Source organism: Borrelia miyamotoi, assembly GCF_019668505.1.
Lineage (GTDB): Bacteria > Spirochaetota > Spirochaetia > Borreliales > Borreliaceae > Borrelia > Borrelia miyamotoi.
Genome location: NZ_AP024371.1, coordinates 480,539 through 498,664 on the forward strand (window position 1 = coordinate 480,539; position 18,126 = coordinate 498,664).

Annotated in this window: 22 protein-coding genes, 4 tRNA genes and 1 other RNA gene; 25 read left to right on the forward strand and 2 right to left on the reverse strand. The window is 29.8% G+C overall.

Annotation, left to right across the window (positions count from 1 at the left end):
* Nucleotides 1–65: 65 nt before the first annotated feature.
* Nucleotides 66–155 (forward strand) — tRNA-Ser (locus tag K5Q05_RS02240).
* A gap of 74 nt (nt 156–229) precedes the next feature.
* Nucleotides 230–314, forward strand: a tRNA-Ser gene (locus K5Q05_RS02245).
* Between the two features lie 39 nt (nt 315–353).
* On the opposite strand, the gene K5Q05_RS02250 is transcribed toward K5Q05_RS02245, so the two are convergent.
* Nucleotides 354–1,043, reverse strand: a complete 690-nt coding sequence (locus K5Q05_RS02250; protein WP_025443707.1) for a DUF3298 domain-containing protein — start codon at nt 1,041–1,043, stop codon at nt 354–356.
* A 94-nt stretch (nt 1,044–1,137) separates the two neighbouring features.
* On the opposite strand from K5Q05_RS02250, the gene K5Q05_RS02255 reads away from it, so the two are divergent.
* The 18 genes from K5Q05_RS02255 (at nt 1,138) to K5Q05_RS02340 (ending at nt 13,821) form a co-directional block, all read left to right on the forward strand.
* Nucleotides 1,138–1,211 (forward strand) — tRNA-Arg (locus K5Q05_RS02255).
* 16 nt (nt 1,212–1,227) lie between these two features.
* Nucleotides 1,228–1,314, forward strand: a tRNA-Ser gene (locus K5Q05_RS02260).
* A 2-nt stretch (nt 1,315–1,316) separates the two neighbouring features.
* An RNA gene (ffs, locus tag K5Q05_RS02265) (signal recognition particle sRNA small type) lies at nt 1,317–1,414 on the forward strand.
* A 163-nt stretch (nt 1,415–1,577) separates the two neighbouring features.
* Nucleotides 1,578–3,227 carry a DNA polymerase III subunit gamma/tau gene (gene dnaX, locus K5Q05_RS02270; protein ID WP_099497084.1) on the forward strand — a complete coding sequence of 550 codons (1,650 nt, stop codon included), beginning with the start codon at nt 1,578–1,580 and terminating at the stop codon, nt 3,225–3,227.
* A gap of 3 nt (nt 3,228–3,230) precedes the next feature.
* Nucleotides 3,231–3,530: a YbaB/EbfC family nucleoid-associated protein gene (locus K5Q05_RS02275; RefSeq protein ID WP_025443706.1), complete on the forward strand. Its 300-nt coding sequence runs from the start codon at nt 3,231–3,233 to the stop codon at nt 3,528–3,530.
* Between the two features lie 3 nt (nt 3,531–3,533).
* Entirely contained in the window at nt 3,534–4,118 is a 585-nt protein-coding gene (gene recR, locus K5Q05_RS02280; protein ID WP_025443705.1) for a recombination mediator RecR, read from the forward strand.
* A gap of 149 nt (nt 4,119–4,267) precedes the next feature.
* Entirely contained in the window at nt 4,268–4,777 is a 510-nt protein-coding gene (locus K5Q05_RS02285) for a nucleoside-diphosphate kinase (protein WP_025443704.1), read from the forward strand.
* On the forward strand, nt 4,752–5,606 hold the full coding sequence (locus K5Q05_RS02290; protein WP_232515444.1) for a DNA adenine methylase: 855 nt from the start codon (nt 4,752–4,754) through the stop codon (nt 5,604–5,606). The genes K5Q05_RS02285 and K5Q05_RS02290 overlap by 26 nt, the downstream gene beginning before the upstream one ends.
* Nucleotides 5,607–5,839: 233 nt before the next feature.
* The gene (locus K5Q05_RS02295) at nt 5,840–6,373 is read left to right on the forward strand and encodes a hypothetical protein (protein ID WP_025443702.1); all 534 of its coding nucleotides are present in this window, start codon (nt 5,840–5,842) and stop codon (nt 6,371–6,373) included.
* Complete coding sequence (locus K5Q05_RS02300; protein WP_044003367.1) at nt 6,370–7,044, forward strand: LptA/OstA family protein; 675 nt, start codon at nt 6,370–6,372, stop codon at nt 7,042–7,044. The genes K5Q05_RS02295 and K5Q05_RS02300 overlap by 4 nt, the downstream gene beginning before the upstream one ends.
* A 1-nt stretch (nt 7,045) precedes the next feature.
* A complete protein-coding gene (gene lptB, locus K5Q05_RS02305) occupies nt 7,046–7,837 on the forward strand; it encodes an LPS export ABC transporter ATP-binding protein (RefSeq protein WP_025443701.1) in 792 nt (263 codons plus the stop codon).
* Nucleotides 7,834–8,523 carry a peptidoglycan editing factor PgeF gene (pgeF, locus tag K5Q05_RS02310; protein ID WP_025443700.1) on the forward strand — a complete coding sequence of 230 codons (690 nt, stop codon included), beginning with the start codon at nt 7,834–7,836 and terminating at the stop codon, nt 8,521–8,523. The genes lptB and pgeF overlap by 4 nt, the downstream gene beginning before the upstream one ends.
* A gap of 1 nt (nt 8,524) precedes the next feature.
* The gene (locus K5Q05_RS02315) at nt 8,525–9,271 is read left to right on the forward strand and encodes a Nif3-like dinuclear metal center hexameric protein (protein WP_025443699.1); all 747 of its coding nucleotides are present in this window, start codon (nt 8,525–8,527) and stop codon (nt 9,269–9,271) included.
* 9 nt (nt 9,272–9,280) lie between these two features.
* Nucleotides 9,281–9,793 (forward strand): signal peptidase II, encoded by a 513-nt coding sequence (gene lspA, locus K5Q05_RS02320; RefSeq protein WP_025443698.1) that lies wholly within the window; start codon nt 9,281–9,283, stop codon nt 9,791–9,793.
* Complete coding sequence (locus K5Q05_RS02325; RefSeq protein ID WP_044003365.1) at nt 9,790–10,014, forward strand: hypothetical protein; 225 nt, start codon at nt 9,790–9,792, stop codon at nt 10,012–10,014. Before lspA ends, K5Q05_RS02325 begins: the two co-directional genes overlap by 4 nt.
* A 17-nt stretch (nt 10,015–10,031) precedes the next feature.
* Nucleotides 10,032–10,850, forward strand: coding sequence for a YmdB family metallophosphoesterase (locus tag K5Q05_RS02330; RefSeq protein WP_025443697.1), 819 nt, complete (start codon nt 10,032–10,034; stop codon nt 10,848–10,850).
* A 65-nt stretch (nt 10,851–10,915) separates the two neighbouring features.
* Nucleotides 10,916–12,190 carry a UDP-N-acetylglucosamine 1-carboxyvinyltransferase gene (gene murA, locus K5Q05_RS02335; RefSeq protein ID WP_025443696.1) on the forward strand — a complete coding sequence of 425 codons (1,275 nt, stop codon included), beginning with the start codon at nt 10,916–10,918 and terminating at the stop codon, nt 12,188–12,190.
* A 287-nt stretch (nt 12,191–12,477) separates the two neighbouring features.
* Nucleotides 12,478–13,821: an MATE family efflux transporter gene (locus K5Q05_RS02340; protein WP_221019290.1), complete on the forward strand. Its 1,344-nt coding sequence runs from the start codon at nt 12,478–12,480 to the stop codon at nt 13,819–13,821.
* A gap of 102 nt (nt 13,822–13,923) precedes the next feature.
* Here K5Q05_RS02340 and K5Q05_RS02345 read toward each other — a convergent pair whose 3' ends face one another.
* Nucleotides 13,924–14,313, reverse strand: a complete 390-nt coding sequence (locus tag K5Q05_RS02345) for a hypothetical protein (RefSeq protein WP_025443695.1) — start codon at nt 14,311–14,313, stop codon at nt 13,924–13,926.
* Nucleotides 14,314–14,947: 634 nt separating this feature from the next.
* On the opposite strand from K5Q05_RS02345, the gene tuf reads away from it, so the two are divergent.
* The 5 genes from tuf to rplW are packed head-to-tail and all read left to right on the forward strand — an operon-like array spanning nt 14,948 to nt 18,115.
* Nucleotides 14,948–16,132, forward strand: a complete 1,185-nt coding sequence (gene tuf, locus K5Q05_RS02350) for an elongation factor Tu (RefSeq protein ID WP_020954851.1) — start codon at nt 14,948–14,950, stop codon at nt 16,130–16,132.
* Between the two features lie 47 nt (nt 16,133–16,179).
* Nucleotides 16,180–16,491, forward strand: coding sequence for a 30S ribosomal protein S10 (gene rpsJ, locus K5Q05_RS02355; protein WP_025443694.1), 312 nt, complete (start codon nt 16,180–16,182; stop codon nt 16,489–16,491).
* 36 nt (nt 16,492–16,527) lie between these two features.
* Nucleotides 16,528–17,157, forward strand: a complete 630-nt coding sequence (rplC, locus tag K5Q05_RS02360) for a 50S ribosomal protein L3 (protein WP_025443693.1) — start codon at nt 16,528–16,530, stop codon at nt 17,155–17,157.
* Between the two features lies 1 nt (nt 17,158).
* A complete protein-coding gene (rplD, locus tag K5Q05_RS02365) occupies nt 17,159–17,788 on the forward strand; it encodes a 50S ribosomal protein L4 (protein ID WP_025443692.1) in 630 nt (209 codons plus the stop codon).
* Nucleotides 17,789–17,818: 30 nt separating this feature from the next.
* Nucleotides 17,819–18,115: a 50S ribosomal protein L23 gene (rplW, locus tag K5Q05_RS02370; RefSeq protein WP_020954855.1), complete on the forward strand. Its 297-nt coding sequence runs from the start codon at nt 17,819–17,821 to the stop codon at nt 18,113–18,115.
* The last annotated feature ends 11 nt before the right edge of the window (nt 18,116–18,126 follow it).

Here is an 18,126-nt window from a genome sequence, read left to right on the forward strand (position 1 = left end):
TATTTATTGACAATATGATGACTCTAATATACTATTTTGATATACTATTTATTAGTATGTTGCAAGGAGAGATGCCAGAGTGGTCGAATGGGGCTTCCTGCTAAGAAGTTGTCCTTTTAAAAGAGGGACCATGGGTTCGAATCCCATTCTCTCCGTGTAGGTGGAGAATTTTTGTTAAGGTTTATTTGACAAGAGTTTCTTAAATTTATTAGTATTTATAAATAATTTGGGAGAGGTGGCAGAGTGGTTTAATGCTACGGTCTTGAAAACCGTCGTAGGGTAGCCTACCGTGAGTTCGAATCTCACCCTCTCCGTTCTTGCGTTTGTAATTAGTGAATTGCACAGCCGGTTTCTTAATTTTCAGTATTTTGATCGATTGGAAATGTAAATTCAACTTTTCCATTTGATCGTGCTCGAATTACAAGTGGATCATAAAAAATTACAACTTTATTGTTTTTAAAATAATATTTATATTGTCTGAAAGCTTCTTCAAATTCTTTTTTAAATTCAGGGCTGTCATTGGAATAATTTATAAATTTTATGAATTCTGTTTTTACCTGTTCTCTTAGTACTTGCATTAAAGAGTCTAATTGATCTTTTGAAATTACATCTGAGAGTTTGATTTTTTCTTTCCCCCTTAGGTTAATCGGATGATATGTTGTAAGTCCGTTTGCATCATACTTTTTTATTGTGTATTGAGAGTATAGAATTGATGTTATTTTAAGATCTGGGTTTTTAAATATTTCAAAGTTAGAGTAATAAAAAGGCTCATAGTTGTATTTCTTTGATTCCCTTATTTTAAGGAATTCAGTTTCGTTATAGGTTTTCCATTCTTTTATAAGATCTTCAAATCCAAGGTCTAGACCTGCTATGGTGGGGATTTGGGCATCTATTTGAAAGATATTATTATTTGAATCAGTAATGGTTTCTTTGATAATTTTTGTTTCAATATTAATTTCAGCACTTTCTATTTTTTTTTCATGTTTTTTGCATGATATAATCAATGAGAATATTGCTATGATGATTGGAAGCTTGATTGTCATTTATTACTCCTTTTGATATACGAATTAATATTTTACTTTTTACTAATTGTAATAAATAATAATTTTTATTACAATTGAAGTAAAATGTTTGTTTGTGCCCGTAGCTCAGCTGGATAGAGCGTTAGATTGCGATTCTGAAGGTCGGAGGTTCAAGTCCTCTTGGGCACAGAAAGTTGTTGATTTTGGAGAGATGGCCGAGTGGCTGAAGGCGCACGCTTGGAAAGCGCGTATACATGAAAATGTATCATGGGTTCGAATCCCATTTTCTCCGGTTCCTAGGAACCGCACTATTGAGTGTTACCTAATCCCGTTAGGACTGGAAAGTAGCAGCGGTAAGTGATTACTTAATGAGTGCGTAAGTCTTAGGATAAATTTAGTTTTCTTAAACAGGTTAAGTGTATTTTCATAAAAAGTTAATGTTTAAGAAAAGTATTAATGTTATGTTGCTGAAGAATAATTTTTATTGTTTAAATAATTTTTCGTTTACAAATCTAGAGCTTGAATAAAATTTATTGATGTGTGTGAGGATATGGGATGATATCTGCAAGAGGTACTGCTATTAAGAAGCGTCCCAGAGATTTTAATTCTCTTGAGGGTCAAGATTTTGTTGTTGAAACTTTAAAGCATTCAATAAAAAACAATAAAGTAGCAAATGCTTATATATTTTCAGGACCACGAGGAGTTGGTAAAACTTCTTCTGCAAGGGCTTTTGCTCGGTGTTTGAACTGTCACAAAGGACCGACAATTATCCCTTGTGGTGTGTGTTACAGTTGTAAGTCTGTTGATAACGATAATAGCCTTGATATTGTTGAAATTGATGGTGCATCAAATACCTCTGTGCAAGATGTTAGGCAAATTAAAGAAGAAATAATGTTTCCTCCTGCTAGTTCTAGATATAGGGTTTATATTATTGATGAAGTACATATGCTTTCAAATTCTGCTTTTAATGCTCTTTTAAAAACAATTGAAGAACCTCCCAGTTATATTGTCTTTATTTTCGCTACAACAGAGGTTCATAAGCTTCCAGATACAATAAAAAGTAGGTGTCAGCATTTTAGTTTTAGGCTTTTACCTTTAGATAAGGTTTATGAGATGTTAAAGAGAGTTTGTCTTGAAGATAATGTTAAATATGAAAATGAAGCTTTAAGGTGGATTGCTTATAAAAGTGGGGGGAGTGTAAGGGATGCTTATACTCTTTTTGATCAGATTGTTTCATTAAGTAATTCCAACATAGAGTTTGAAAAAATCAGATCTAAGATGGGATTGACTAGTGATGATTTTTTAGAAAAATTGGCCCTAAGTATTATTAATGATGATTTAAAGGGATTGATTTATGTTTTAGATGCTATATTTTTAACGGGAATTTCATGTGAACAATTTCTTCTTGATGCAATTGAATTCTTTAGAGAGATATTGTTTTTAAAATTAGATATTAAAAATCTTACGTTCATTGGTGTTAAATCTGAGAACTTAAAAAAAAATTTATCAAATTTTGATTTAAAGCATATTGAGAGAAGTATTAGTGTATTGCTTGCAACTTATAGAGATTTGCAGTTTTCAGTGAATCCTAGATATGAACTTGAGATTAATTTTATTAAGATACTTAGACTTAAAAATTATGTACCAAATCATATTTTAATTGAGCAAATTCGAGATATTGAAGCTAAAGTTCTTGATGAGGTTGGTTTTAATGTCAATGATCCTGATTCTGATTTAAAACTAGAATTAGATAATATTCCTGCAGTGGAGTCATTGGAGATTAATTCAGAGAAAATTGAGACTGCTTTTTTAGAGACTGATATTAATAACTCTGAATGGCTTGACTCTGATGCTGGTAATGATATTGATGAGATTTTTATAGAGACAAAAGATAGTTTTAATGAGGTGGATGATAATGATAAAATTAAAGAAAGTTTTATTTATTTAGTATCTAAATATGTCCAGACTTTAGTATACTCAGGAGAGGTTCTTATTGATAAAGGGGTACTTTATTATAAGATTTTTAGTGGGTTTGAATATAATCAGCTGCAAGCTTATCAGAATGAAATAAGAAATGAGTTTCGTAAAGAATTTCCTAGGTTGAATGTTATCTTTCAAAGGCAGTTTAAAGATAATGATGATGAGTTTGAGAATGATGTACTGAGGATTAAAAACATTTTTGGAGCAAGTGAGGTAAAGGAGTAGAATGTGTCAGTAAATCCATTTGATTTTTTGAAGAATATGTCAAATTTTAAAGGTAATATTGATAATATTAAAAGAGAAATATCCCAAATTGTTGTTTATGGCAGAGCGGGAAGCGATGTTGTTGTTGTTGAGATGAATGGAGAGTTTGTTGTCAAAAAAGTTACAGTTAAGGAAGAATTTTTTAGCGACTTAGATAATGAGTCCCTTGAGCATATGATAAAATCAGCTTTTAATGATGCTATTTTTAAGGTTAAGGAAGAAATAAAGTCAAAAACCATGGGTTCTATTCCATTTGGGATTTAAATTTTGATTATAAAAGATTTAATAGTTTTAGTTTCTAAGTTGCCGGGTATAGGTCAAAAGACGGCAACACGAATGGTTTATGATATTCTTTATAATGGTGACGATTATGCAAAAAATCTGGGACAAATTTTAATTAATCTACATTCTAGGGTAAGAGAGTGTAAAAATTGTTACAACTTTGCTGAGAGAGAATTTTGTGATATTTGTACGGATTTAGATAGAAATAAAGATTTGATTTGTGTTGTGGAAACACCACAAGACTTAGAGGTTATTGAGTCTACGAAAGAGTATGATGGATTTTATTTTGTGCTTCATGGTCATCTTGATCCTTTAAAAGATATTGGTCCTGGTAGGTTAAAGCTTGACAAGTTAGAGAGTTATGTTAGAGAGCTTGGAGCTCAAGAAGTGATTGTTGCTACAGAATTTAGCATTGAAGGGGATGTAACAGCTAATTATATTAGTAGTCTTTTAAAGAATTTAGATGTTAGTGTTACAAGAATAGCATCTGGTCTTCCTGCTGGAGGAAGTATCAGTAGTTCGGATAAAATTACTGCTCTTAGGGCTTTACGCTTGAGACTTAAGATGTGAAATTGGACAATCTTTTATTGTTATAGTTTTTAAGAATTGTTCTTCATAATTTTGCTCATTTTTTTATTTTTCTTTTGAAATTGACCTGCATAAGGTCAATAAATTATGTCTTATAATTAACTTAAATTTTGTTGAAAAAAGGGGGTTTTATGTCTGCTTTAATACAAAGAACTTTATGTGTTATTAAACCTGATGGAGTGAGAAGAGGTTTGATTGGTAGTGTAATTTCTAAATTTGAAAGAGCAGGATTGAAAATTGTGGCTGCTAAGATGATTTTAGTTGATAGAAAAATGGCTGAAACACATTATTTGTATGATGATATTGCTGTAAGGCATGGCGAATTTGTTTGGCAATCTTTGATTGATTTTATAATGAGTTCTCCAGTTTTTGCGTTTGTTGTTGAGGGTGTTGAAGTTATTGAAGTTGTTAGAAAATTTTGTGGTTCTACAGAACCAAAAATAGCTTCTCCTGGGACAATAAGGGGCGATTTTGCGTATCATAGTTTTAATTATGCAAATGAGAAAAAGTTTTCAGTTTATAACGTAATCCATGCTTCTGCTAATGTTGATGATGCTATTCGTGAAATATCTGTTTGGTTTAAAGAAGATGAAATCTTAATCTATGAAAGGGACGATGAATTTGAACATTATTATGGTTGATATGAATATTAGAGTTGCAATAAGGCCTATTTTGAAATGGGCTGGCGGAAAGAAAAATTTATTGAAATCTATTTTAGATAATATGCCCCTTGCTTTCAATAATTATATTGAGCCTTTTGTAGGTGGGGGAGCATTATTTTTTGCTTTGAATTTGAAAAATTCAATTATTAATGATATAAATTCTAATTTAATTAATTTTTATAGGGAAATTGCTTATAATTTAGATAACTTTTTATTAGAAATAGAAAAATATAAATATAGCTATCCTTACTTAAAGGATAGCTATATTTATATTAGAAATCGTTTTAATAATGAAAAATTGACCAATTTAGAAAAGGCATGTATTTTTCTTTATTTAAATAAAACTTGTTATAATGGTCTTTATAGGGAAAATCTCAAAGGGAAATTTAATACTTCTTTTGGTAAATATAAAAAAATTAGTTTTTATGAAGTTAAAAATTTACGGCTGGCTTCTAAGCTTTTAAGAGAAGTTAAAGTTTTAAGCTTAGATTTTTTTTGTTTACTTGATTTTATAGCGAAAGATGATTTTGTTTATCTTGATCCTCCTTATATACCTTACTCAAAAACAAGTAACTTTACAAATTATAGTAGATATAGGTTTGATTTTAAAATGCATGAAAAATTGCTACATTTTTGTGACAAGATAGATCAAAGAGGGGCTAAATTTTTGCTTTCAAATTCTAATACTACGTCTAGCCTTGAACTATATAGGAATTATAATGTTATTTTTGTTGATTCTAAAAGATTTATTAATTCAAATCCAGTTGGACGTGGTAATATAAGAGAAATTTTAGTGAAAAATTTTTAGGAGTATTGCATAATTATTATATTATTTTTAGATAATCCTAAAGAAGGATTATTTTTAAAGTGAAGTAAAAATTTGTGGTTTGTGAGTAATTTATATTATAAATCTGTTGGATTCAAGTGGTGTGGATAATTATCTAAATCTGATGAATTAAAATCATATTGAAATTTTATGATTATATTTTTCAATTGGAAAGCGTAAGTATTACTTTATGAGCTTGTTTAAGGATTTGTATGATGAGAATTGCTTTGTTTTATTTTTTACTACTTTTACTTTTTTTAAATTGTACTTTTGATTACAGTGAGTATTCTGGTAGAACAGAGGCTGCCAAAGAGACTCCTTCAATACAAATATTGGGGATTAGTTATCATAATATTGTAGGTGGAAAGAAACAGACTATATTAAAAGCTTTAAGCTTGAATTATTTTCATTATTATAAGATTTATAAAATTGATAATGGAAGATTTTTATATCATGCTTTGGAAAATCGAATTTCGGGTAAATTTAATGTTTTGGAAGGTTCGCATGTTACTAAGGATTCAGACATAAGAGATTCTGTAGAGTTAAAGATAGAAGATACAAATAACTATTACCTGATTAATACTAATAGGCTTTTATGGCGGAATAGTGAGAAAAGATTATTGTCACCTCCAAATGAGTTGGTATTCATTAGATTTAATGATAGTAATATAACTGGCAAGGGGTTTTCATATTTTTTAAATAATAATAATTTTTATTTTTATTCCGGGATTGAAGGACTGATAAAATGAGAAGTTTGATTATTTGCTTAATTTGTATTTCTTGTTTTTGTGGTTATGCACAAGATAAAGGGAAGTTAGATGAGTCTTTGAAGTTGCAAACCGTAGAGAGTCAACAAAAAAAGAAGGAATTTACTTTTAGATCGGATTTTTCTCATGGTATTTTGTCTTCTTTTTACAGGAGAATTGTTTTAAAGGGGAATCCTGAGGTGATTTCATCTGATTTTAAGCTTAGAGCTGATGAGATTGAAATTTATGGTGAGGGAAGTTCTTATATTGAAGCCCGTGGAAATGTTTATTATGAGGATTATGGCAATAAAATGAATGTTAAGTCTCAGTTTTTGTTTGTTAATAGAAAACTGGATAATTTCTATCTTCAAAAAGGAGTTGAGCTTGAAGACTTAGAAAATGAACTTGTTGTTAAAGCTGAAAGAATTGAAGGTAATCGAAAAACAAATATTTATATTATGCAGTATTCTGTTAAAATATATAAAGGTGATATCTTTGCAAGAGCTGAAAATGGAATTTATAATAAGGAAAATAAAGAGATAATTCTTGAGGGGGTTCCTGTAATTTATCAAGATGATAATTATTATTCTGCTTCAAGAATAATTTTGAATACAGAGACCAATAAATATAGTCTTGAGGGCGATGTTGAAGGTAAATTTACTCAAGTGGAATAAGATGTTTTTCAGTAAAAGAAATAAAATAAAATTAATAAGAGAAAAACTTAGTTTTAGCACTAATAGCGATATTGTTCTTAAGGTAGATAACATTGTTAAGAAATATGGAGAGAAATGGGCTGTTAATGGGGTTACCATTAATGTTCATCAAGGTGAAGTTGTAGGTCTTCTTGGTCCTAATGGTGCTGGGAAAACTACAACCTTTTATATTATTGTAGGCTTTATTAGAGCTAAGAGTGGGAGTGTTTTGATAAATAGTTATGATGTTTCTGATCTTAACATGTATGAGCGAGCACGGCTAGGAATTGTGTATCTGCCACAAGAATCATCTATTTTTAGAGAACTTACAGTTGAGGATAATATTTTGGTTGCTCTTGAGAGGCGAGAAGATTTATCTCAAACTGAGCGTAAGATGGAGCTTGAAAAGCTTCTTAAAGAATTTGAAATTAAGAGAATACAATATCAAAAAGCTTATACTCTATCTGGAGGAGAGAGAAGGCGAACTGAAATAGCTAGGGCTTTAGCAGTTAGTCCATATTTTTTATTGCTTGATGAACCTTTTGCAGGTATTGATCCTATTGCCATTAGAGATATAAAAGATATAATAAAAATTCTAAAAAGTAAAAATATTGGAGTTTTAATTACTGATCATAATGTAAGAGATGCTTTTGATATAGTAGATAGAGCTTATATTATTTATCAAGGACAAGTACTTGATGAGGGAAATGTTGATTATATTATAAATAGTGATAAAGCTAAAAAGCTTTATCTTGGTAAAGAGTTTAAGTTATGAAAATAATAGAAAGAGAATTTTATTATGAGTTTGAATTAGATTCTAGTGTTAAGTTGATCTATACTAAGAAACCTTTCAATTTAAGTGTAAGAGATATTAGTAGTGATAATTTAAGTTTTATTCCTAAGAATAAAAAGATAAAGTATTTAAAACAATTACATACGAATGTTGTTTATAATGTTTCTGATGATTTTGTCAATTTTCAGGAAGGAGATGGACTTGTTTCTTCTTCTTGCAATGTTGCTCTTCTGGCTTACTATGCAGATTGTCTTCCAATATACGTATTTGACAAATCAAAAAAATATATTGGGCTTGCTCACAGTGGATATAAGGGTACTTTTAAGCTTGTTATTTTAAAAATGTTATTGATGTTTGAAAGCATGGGCTCGGATTTTCAGGATTTAAAAGTTGTTTTTGGTCCTTATAATAGGTCATGCTGTTATGAAATTTCTTTAGAGTTTTTTGAAAAAGTAAATTCAAAATTTAGTAAAAAGTTGTTAGATATGTCTTTTTGTAGAAAGGATGATAAAATATATTTTGATAATGCTAATTTTAATTTGGGGTTGATTTCTAATTTTAATTTAGATCTTGAGGATTCAGGTTTGTGTACTTATTGTAGTGATAATCTTTATTCTTATAGAAAATCTAGGGAAAAGAGGAGTTACGCTTCAATTTGGAGAACTTAATTTGACTGTTAAAGAGTTATCATCTATCTTGGATGAAATTTTTAAAGTAAAAGATTATGAAAATATTGACAAAAGTATTAATGGGCTTCAAGTAGGTAATTTAGAATTAGAAGTTAAAAAGATTGCTTTTGCTGTTGATGCAGGTATGGCAACTTTAAAAGAAGCAAAGGATTGTGATTTTTTAATAACTCATCATGGCATTTTTTGGTCAAAGTCAGAGAAAATTGTTGCTGGAGTATATGAAAAAGTTAAATGGCTTATTGAAAATGATTTATCTCTTTACTGCATTCATTTACCGATGGATGCCCATCCTGTTTATTCTCATAGCAAGGTTTTTTCTGATTTTTTAGGATTTCATAGCCCTATTTCTTTTGCAAGTTATAAAGGATTTAATTTGGGTATTATTGCTACTACTAAACTTAATTTTTCTGAAATTTTGAAGAAAATTGAAGCTAATAATAAGCATATTCTTTATTATAAAAAATTTAAAGAACATGTCGAAAAGGTAGCGATTGTTAGTGGTTCTGGGTCTTCTTTTTTTGAGGAAGCGTTGGAACATGGCATTGACTTGTTCATAACAGGAGATACTTCTCATCAGATATATCCTTTAGCTGAGGAATATGATGTAAATTTAATATTTGCTGGTCATTATTTTACTGAAATGTTTGGATTAATGAAATTAATGGAATATTTTGGAAATCAGAAAGAATTAGATGTTAATTTTATTTTAAAAGATACTAATTTATAAGGATTTTACATGAGTATAAATAAGCACAGATTAATTAACAATTTGATATTTGTCTCTACTTTAGTTTTTTGTGATCAATTATCTAAATATTTAATTGTTAAGTATGTCAGAATTGGAACTGAATATTTATCTTTTTTTGGAGATTTTTTTAAAATAATACATGTGAGAAATACTGGTATTTTATTTTCAATAGGCTCTAATATTGATTCTAGTTTGAAGAATTTATTTTTCCTTGTAATTCCTATTATTGTTTTAGTTTTAGTTTTTTATTTTATATTAAAAGAACGCAGTAGATTTGCTAGAATTGCTCTTTTATTGATTTTATCTGGTGGTATTGGAAATATTGTTGATAGACTTTTTAGACCCTTGGGAGTTGTGGATTTTTTGGATGTGAGATTTTTTGGTATTTTTGGACTCCAAAGATGGCCAACTTTTAACTTTGCAGATACTTATGTTGTTATAGGAATGACTTTATTTATAATTTATGATTTGTTTGCAAGAAAGAAAAGTATTGATTTATGAAGATTTTGTATTTTATTTTATGTTCATTAATTAATTTATCTTTGATGTTTTTGGTTTTTTTACTGGAATTTCTTTTGATTGCTAAAATTAACATTATTGCTTCTTCTGTTTTTCAATTGATTCTAGTTTTTTTTATGATTATCATTTCAATTGTGATAAGCTATTTTGTATCAAGCATTATTGTAAAGAATGCTATTTCTAAGTTTTTCAATCTAGATTAATAAAGAGAGAGGCTTTAGTGAGTTTGCGGATTTTGGTTACTGGAGAGGTTGTAAGTAAGCCTGGTATTGTTGTAATAAAAAATTTTTTGTCTTCTTTTAAGCAAAAGAAGCACATTGATTTTGTAATATCTGGTAATAATTTTACTACAGGATTTAGAGGGCTTTGTAAAAGGCATGCATTTTTGTTAAAAAAGTATGGTATTGATGTTTTAACTTTAGGAGAAAATGCCTTTGTAAGGGCTGGACTGAATGATGATCTTGATAAATTTAATTTTATTTTAAAGCCTCTAAATTGTCCTACAAAATTAAGAGGTTATTCTTATTTTATTTACAATGTTAGTGGCAAGAAGATTGCTGTAATTAGACTTGTTGGACAAACAGGTATTACAAAATATAATTTTAATAATCCTTTTTTTGCTTTTGATTATTTTTGTGAAAAAATTAAGTTGCATACTAACAACATAATTGTGATCTTTGATTCAAATACCACGGCTGAGGTTAATGCTATGTTCTTTTATCTAAAATCTAGAGTCAGTGCTTGTTTGGGTACTGGTAAGAGAATATTAACAGCAGATCTCAGAATTTTCGATGGTACTGCGGTTATTACTGATCTTGGTAGGGTTGGCAGCTTAAATAGTGTTGTTGGATATGAGCCTAAATTTGAAATAGATAAGTTCTTGAAAGGATTTTTAAATAATCGGTTTACTGAATCTTGGGAAGGGCTTGGTTTTAATGGTGTTATAGTTGAGATTGATAATGGTAAAGCTGTGTGGGTGGAGGTTGTAAGGGAATATATCGAGTTTGATGGTAATCTTGAGAATAGAAGTGATATTTGAAAATGATATTTTAATTTCTTAGAATGAGTTTAATTTATGCAAGCTTTATTTATTTGGGGGCAATAATGTATAGATATGTTGTAGAGGGTGGTTTTAAAATAGGTGGAAAAATAACAGCTAGTGGAAATAAGAATGCGGCTTTGCCTTGCATTACAGCTGCATTGCTTACAGATGAAGAAGTTATTTTAGAAAATATTCCAAATATTAAAGATGTAGAAGTTATTTTGGACATTTTAAAGAACATGGGAGCTTGGGTTTTAAGGGATGGTGATGTTGTTAAAATTAAAGTTTTGAATATTGTAAGAACAGAGGTAGATTCTTCTTTGACAGATTTAATTAGGGCTTCAATTTTGTTTGTAGGACCTATGCTTGCTAGGTGTGGTAAAATCAATATTGCTCCTCCTGGTGGAGATGTGATTGGAAAAAGGCGTCTTGATACTCATTTTTATGGACTTGGTAAGCTTGGTGCTAAGCTGATAAATAGTGAACGGATTGTTTTAGAAGTAGGTAAATTGGTCGGTGCTGAAATGTTTTTAGATGAAGCATCCGTTACTGCTACTGAGAATATTATTATGGCTGCTGTTCTTGCTGTTGGTGAGACTGTGATAATGAATGCTGCATGTGAACCACATGTACAAGATTTGTGTAATATGTTGAATTCTATGGGTGCTAATATTTCTGGTATTGGTTCTAATATGCTTAGAATAATAGGTGTAAGAAAATTAAGTGGAACTAGATTTCGCATAGGAGCTGATTTTATGCAAGTAGGTTCTCTAATTAGCCTTTCTGCGTTAACAGGAGGTGAACTTGAGATTAACAAGGCTGATCCTAGGAATTTTGTTTTAATAAAGCATGTATATTCTAAACTTGGCATTAATTTTGAGTATGACAATGAAAACATATATGTTAAGGAAAAACAAGATTTGAAGGTTAAATTAGATTTTGGAGGTTATATTCCCAAAATTGATGATGGACCATGGCCAGCTTTTCCAACAGATCTTATGAGCATAATGATAGTAACTGCTACTCAAGTTCAAGGAACTGTTCTTATTTTCGAGAAAATGTTTGAATCAAGAATGTTTTTTGTAGATAAGCTTATCAAAATGGGTGCTCAGATTGTTCTTTGTGATTCCCATCGTGCTGTAGTTACAGGAAAAACTATCCTTAAAGGAAGTAATGTATCTTCTCCTGATGTTAGAGCTGGTATGTCTTTGCTTATTGCAGCTCTTTGTGCTAATGGTGAGAGTCGTATTCAAAACATTTATCAGATTGAGAGAGGATATGAAGATGTTGTTGATAAATTGAGTTCTTTGGGGGCAAGGATTAAGAAAGTGTTATAAAAATAGGAATTATATCTTTGTTAGAAGATAATTTGATTGTTTGACAAAAGCAGGATAAGGGGAATTTTATTGTTATTATTGTTTAGATTTTAAGAGATAATTGATATTTTATGTTAAAAAGCTTGGCATTTATATGTTGATATATTACTATTTACTGAGGATAAAGCTTTGTATATGAGTTTCATAATTGAATTTATTTATTTTTGAATTGAATTTATTTATTTTTGAATTGAATGAAAAAGTACTTTTGTGAAGCCTTATGATAATTTATAAGTATAATATGTGCTATGATAATAAGTAAATCTAGAGAATTAATATTAGAAGGTAATTTATATAAAGTACTTTTAGTTATCAGTTTGCCTATCGTGATAACTAATATGCTTCAGTCTCTTTATGAACTTACAGATATGTTTTATGTTGGAAAACTTGGAGCTATGTCGCTTGCTGCATTGTCTCTTGCTGGGCCTATTAATTTTCTTATTATGGTTTTTGCTATGGGAATAGCTATGGGAAGTGTGTCTTTAATGTCTAAATGTATTGGAGAAGAGACTTTTGCTAAGTTTTCAAAATATGCAGGCCAATTGATATTTTTAAATTTTGTATTGTCTTTGTTTGTTGCAATTTTGGTTTTATTGTCTATAGATTTTATTTTAGATGTTATGGGCATAAGTGGTGAACTTAAAGAAATTACAAAATCTTATTTCCATGTTGTAATCTATACAATACCTATAATGTTTTTAAGTGTTTCTGTTATATACATCTTAAATTCTCAAGGAGAGACCGTAATTGCAATGTTATTGACTTTGATTGCAAATATTATTAATATTATTCTTAATCCGATATTAATGTTTACGTTTGATTTAGGTATTTCTGGTGCTGCTTGGTCTACTCTTTTTGCAAAATTAATGACTGTTCTTTTTTATTTTTTTTTAACTTATAGACTAAATTATGGGCTTAAAGTGCATTTTAAGGATATTGCTCCAGATATTCCTATAATAAAAAATATTGTTAGTTTGGGTCTTCCAGCTGCTTTTGGACAGATTATGGCTTCATTGTCGTTTTTTATTTTTCATTATATTGCAGTTCAAATCAACCCAAAATTTTTAGCTGCTTATGGCATGGCTAATAATATTATTTCATTTCTTATTCTTTCTGGAGTGAGTATTGGTACTGGCATTATTTCAATTGTTGGACAAAATCTTGGCGCAAAGAATTTTGATAGAGTAAGAGATATTTTTAAAAAGGGATTTTTTGTTACCTTAGTAATAATGGTTATTTTTGCAGTATCTTTAATATTTTTTAGAGGAATTATAATAAAAACTTTTACAAATGACTTAGAAGTTTTTAGTTATGCTAATGACTATTTGTTAGTGGCATCGATTGGTGCTATTGGATTTGGATTGCAACAAGTTTTTTTTGGAGGGTTCATTGGAATGGGACTTACAAAACTTGTTATGATTATTGTTTGTGTTCGTCTTTGGATTATTCGCTTGCCATCTGTGTTTATATTGCAGTATTTTGGAGTTTTGGAAAATTCTTTAGGATATGCTTTTACAATCTCAAATTATGTAGCTTTAATTATTTTGTTCTGCTTAAGTCTTAATTTTAAATATTGGATTAAGAAACGGTAGGGTTATATTTATAATCATTTAAATTAGTTTGGTTGAAAATCAGGATTATATAATTTTATATTTGCAAGTAAGGAAATCATATAAAAATTGAATATTAATAAATCAATCTTGCTTTAAAAATATATAGAATATGTTTTTTTGTTTCTTATTAATATTAATATTTAATTTGAAAGTTTTTTCTTCTCCTGCCTTAAGTCCTTCTTTAATTATGAAACCTGTTTTATTTCCTTTTTTAAAAATTGCGAATGAATTTTGTTTTATGTCTATTTTTTTATTATTTTTAAGAGTAATAATTAAATTATTTTTATCACTAGTATTAAATCTTACTATTTCAATCTTTTCTGTATTTTTCTTTATGGTGATAATATGAGTAATTTCTCTGGCAATTTCTTTTGATTTGACAGAATTGTTTTTTATGCATGATATAGTGATTGATATAATGAATATTATCATCGTATTTAGTGGTATATATTTTAAATTGTGTCTTGACATATTATTATTTTATTGTAACCTTTTTAATGATAAGCTTAGAATAGTTAGTAAACTTTATGTTTTATGTGATTATTTGCCTAGTATATCAAATACTTCAATATTAAGTTTGTGATTATTTTTTATGTTATGGGCATGTAATGTCATTTAAGTCTTAATCTTATGTTTATTCTTTTAAAGAGAGTATTTATAGTTAAAATTAAGGTTTTTTATATAATGTTAAAATTGTTTGTGTGTGTTTAGCAATAATCATGGATTGATATTAATGTCAAAGTCTTTGTGTTTTATATTGTCTTTATAATTAATAAGCTGTGTCTTCAACTTTAATTTGTTTGAAGCAAATATTGTGAATCAATATGAAAAGTATTGCTTGCTTTTAATAATTTTATTCAAGATATATTAATATATTGACTATATCTTGAATAATATGTAGACTAATAGAGTTATTAAGAATTCTTTTAGAAAAACACGAAAGTCGGGTCAATTTCTAATGAGGTATGTTCTTTTAATATGGTTATGTATCGTGTAAGTATTATATATGTAATTTTATCTTAAGAAAGAAACAAAATGGAATTCTTAAAATAAGAGTCTTAAAGAAATAAATGAAGATTTGGAGCACAAATTTGGGAGGTGATTCATGGCTAAAGAAGTTTTTCAAAGAACAAAGCCACATATGAATGTGGGTACAATAGGGCATGTTGATCATGGTAAAACAACATTAACTGCAGCTATTAGTATTTATTGTTCAAAGGTCAATAAAGGTGCTAAGGCACTTAAGTATGAAGATATTGATAATGCCCCTGAAGAGAAATCAAGAGGAATAACAATTAATGCTAGACATATTGAATATGAAACTGAGAGTAGGCATTATGCTCATGTTGATTGTCCTGGGCACGCTGATTATATTAAAAATATGATTACAGGTGCAGCTCAGATGGATGCAGCAATATTATTAGTTGCAGCTGATAGTGGAGCAGAGCCTCAAACAAAAGAGCATTTGCTTCTTGCGCAACGAATGGGAATAAAGAAGATAATAGTGTTTTTAAATAAACTAGATTTAGCAGATCCCGAGCTTGTTGAGCTTGTTGAAGTTGAGGTTTTGGAACTTGTTGAGAAATATGGCTTTCCTGGTGATACTCCAATAGTAAAGGGTTCAGCTTTTGGAGCTATGTCAAATCCTGATGATCCTGAAGCTACAAAATGTATAAAAGAACTTCTTGAATCTATGGATAATTATTTTGATCTTCCTGCAAGGGATATTGATAAACCATTTTTGCTTGCTGTTGAAGATGTTTTCTCTATTTCTGGACGTGGTACTGTTGCTACTGGTCGTATTGAAAGAGGTGTTATTAAGGTTGGGCAAGAAGTGGAAATTGTTGGAATTAGAGAAACTAGGAAAACAACTGTTACTGGTGTTGAAATGTTTCAAAAGATTCTTGAACAAGGTCAAGCAGGAGATAATGTTGGTCTTTTGCTAAGAGGTGTTGATAAGAAGGATATTGAAAGGGGTCAAGTTATTGCTGCTATTGGTACAATTACTCCTCATCAAAAGTTTAAGGCTTCTATATATTGTTTAACTAAGGAAGAAGGTGGAAGGCATAAGCCATTTTTTTCAGGATATAGACCACAGTTTTTTTTCAGAACCACGGATGTTACTGGCATGGTTAATTTAGAGGGTAAGGAAATGGTTATGCCTGGAGATAATGTTGATATTGTTGTCGAACTTATATCCTCAATAGCAATGGATAAAAATGTTGAGTTTGCTGTTAGAGAAGGTGGTAGGACAGTTGCTTCAGGAAGAATTCTTGAGATATTAGAATAGTGTAAAGTTTAGAGAGCTTTTTTATCTCTAAAGCTTAGGAGAATAAATTGATTACTAAAGATAAGATACGAGTAAGGCTTTTTAGTTTTGATGTTAAAATATTAGATCAGAGTGCTGAGTCTATTGTTAGAGCTGTTCATAAGTCAAAGGCTAAAATTAAAGGTCCTATTCCTTTGCCGACAAAGATAAAGAAATATACTGTTTTACGTTCTCCTCATGTTAATAAAAAATCAAGAGAACAGTTTGAAATGAGAACTCATAAGAGGCTTATTGATATTTTAGAGCCTACTTCTGCTTTAATGGACTCTTTGATGAAATTGGAGCTTCCTGCAGGAGTGGAAGTTGATATTAAGCAGTAAAATAGATTTTTTAAGTTATGAATTTGAGGTGTTTTAATGTTGGGATTGATAGGAAAAAAAGTTGGCATGACGCAGGTCTTTCAAGATAATGGGGTTGTGGTGCCTGTGACGGTAATAGAATTTGAGCCCAATTATGTTATAGGAAAAAAAACAGTAGAAAGAGATGGATATGATGCCCTCATAATGGGTTCAGTTGATCTTAAGAGTTCTAAGATTTCAAAGCCTATAAAAGGTCAATATAAAATCCTAGAGAATATTGAGCCTAAAAGATATGTTATAGAATTTAAGGGACTTAAAGGTTATGAGGCGGGTGATGAGATTGGTCTTGATGCTTTTAGAGCGATTAAGTATGTAGATATTACTGGTATTACTAAGGGTAAGGGTTTTCAAGGGGCTATGAAGAGGCATAATTTTAGTGGTGGTCCATCTTCTCATGGTTCTAAGTTTCATAGACATCTTGGTGGTACCGGGCAAGCTACTACACCTGCTAGAACTTTTAAGGGAACTAAAATGGCTGGCAGAATGGGTGGTGAGCAGCAAACTATTCAAAATCTTGAAATTGTTTTTATTGATGAGGATAAAAGAGCCATTTTGGTAAAAGGAGCTGTGCCAGGGGTCAAGGGTTCTTTTGTTATTGTTAAAAGGGCAAAAAAAGTGGGTGTTTAGTATGGAAAAGAGAGTTTTTTCTAAGGATGGACAAGAACTTCGATTTATAGATTTAGAGGATAGAGTTTTTAATATAGATGTTAGTTATGGTTCTATATATAATGCTATTAATAATGAGCTAGCTAATCTTAGAGTTGGAACAGCTTCAACTAAGACTAGAGCTGAGGTTAGGGGTAGTTCAAAGAAGCCTTGGAAACAAAAAGGTACAGGACGTGCAAGGGTTGGTACTAAGAGAAATCCAATTTGGGTTGGTGGAGGTATAGCTTTAGGACCAAAACCAAGGGACTATAGTTATAAGCTTCCAAAGAAGGTTAAAAGACTTGCTTTTAAATCTGTTCTTAGTCTCTTTGCATCTGCAGAAGATAAATTTAAGGTTGTTGAAAATTTTACTATTGAATCAGGAAAGACAAAAGAGCTTACATTGATAATAAAGAATTTTATAAAGACTAATGGAAAAACAGTTATTTTATTGGGTAATGATGATCAGATGATTAAAAGAGCGGGAAGGAATATAAGGGATTTAAAGATTTTATCTTTTAATAGACTTAGAGTTGTTGATTTATTTTATGCTAAAAATTTAATAGCTCTTGAGTCTGCTATTAATGGGCTTAATGATCTTTATGTTAAATAAGATTATAATGGATGTTAAGGATGAGTTATGATGAAAGCTTATGATATAATAATTTCGCCTATGCTTACTGAGAAAACTAATATTCAGCGAGAAAATATGAATGTTTATACTTTTAAAGTTAGAAAGCAAGCAAATAAGAAAGAAGTTGGTGTTGCGATTAAAGAGCTTTTTAATGTTACTCCAGTATCATGTAATTTGCTTAATGTCAAAAGCAAGGTTAAGACAGTTGTTTCAAGAAAAGGTTATCCTATTGGCAAAGGGAAAACTTCTTCATGGAAAAAAGCATATGTTTATCTTAAAAAAGAAGATAAGATAGATATTTTTTAGTGGTTTTGGAG

Bases quoted from the DNA above. Each gene is read 5' to 3' on its own strand.
- K5Q05_RS02250 (WP_025443707.1), bottom strand. From the start codon at position 1,043: ATGACAATCAAGCTTCCAATCATCATAGCAATATTCTCATTGATTATA.
- dnaX (WP_099497084.1), top strand. From the start codon at position 1,578: ATGATATCTGCAAGAGGTACTGCTATTAAGAAGCGTCCCAGAGATTTT.
- K5Q05_RS02285 (WP_025443704.1), top strand. From the start codon at position 4,268: ATGTCTGCTTTAATACAAAGAACTTTATGTGTTATTAAACCTGATGGA.
- K5Q05_RS02290 (WP_232515444.1), top strand. From the start codon at position 4,752: ATGAATTTGAACATTATTATGGTTGATATGAATATTAGAGTTGCAATA.
- K5Q05_RS02295 (WP_025443702.1), top strand. From the start codon at position 5,840: ATGAGAATTGCTTTGTTTTATTTTTTACTACTTTTACTTTTTTTAAAT.
- K5Q05_RS02300 (WP_044003367.1), top strand. From the start codon at position 6,370: ATGAGAAGTTTGATTATTTGCTTAATTTGTATTTCTTGTTTTTGTGGT.
- lptB (WP_025443701.1), top strand. From the start codon at position 7,046: ATGTTTTTCAGTAAAAGAAATAAAATAAAATTAATAAGAGAAAAACTT.
- pgeF (WP_025443700.1), top strand. From the start codon at position 7,834: ATGAAAATAATAGAAAGAGAATTTTATTATGAGTTTGAATTAGATTCT.
- lspA (WP_025443698.1), top strand. From the start codon at position 9,281: ATGAGTATAAATAAGCACAGATTAATTAACAATTTGATATTTGTCTCT.
- K5Q05_RS02325 (WP_044003365.1), top strand. From the start codon at position 9,790: ATGAAGATTTTGTATTTTATTTTATGTTCATTAATTAATTTATCTTTG.
- murA (WP_025443696.1), top strand. From the start codon at position 10,916: ATGTATAGATATGTTGTAGAGGGTGGTTTTAAAATAGGTGGAAAAATA.
- K5Q05_RS02340 (WP_221019290.1), top strand. From the start codon at position 12,478: ATGATAATAAGTAAATCTAGAGAATTAATATTAGAAGGTAATTTATAT.
- K5Q05_RS02345 (WP_025443695.1), bottom strand. From the start codon at position 14,313: ATGTCAAGACACAATTTAAAATATATACCACTAAATACGATGATAATA.
- tuf (WP_020954851.1), top strand. From the start codon at position 14,948: ATGGCTAAAGAAGTTTTTCAAAGAACAAAGCCACATATGAATGTGGGT.
- rplC (WP_025443693.1), top strand. From the start codon at position 16,528: ATGTTGGGATTGATAGGAAAAAAAGTTGGCATGACGCAGGTCTTTCAA.
- rplD (WP_025443692.1), top strand. From the start codon at position 17,159: ATGGAAAAGAGAGTTTTTTCTAAGGATGGACAAGAACTTCGATTTATA.
- rplW (WP_020954855.1), top strand. From the start codon at position 17,819: ATGAAAGCTTATGATATAATAATTTCGCCTATGCTTACTGAGAAAACT.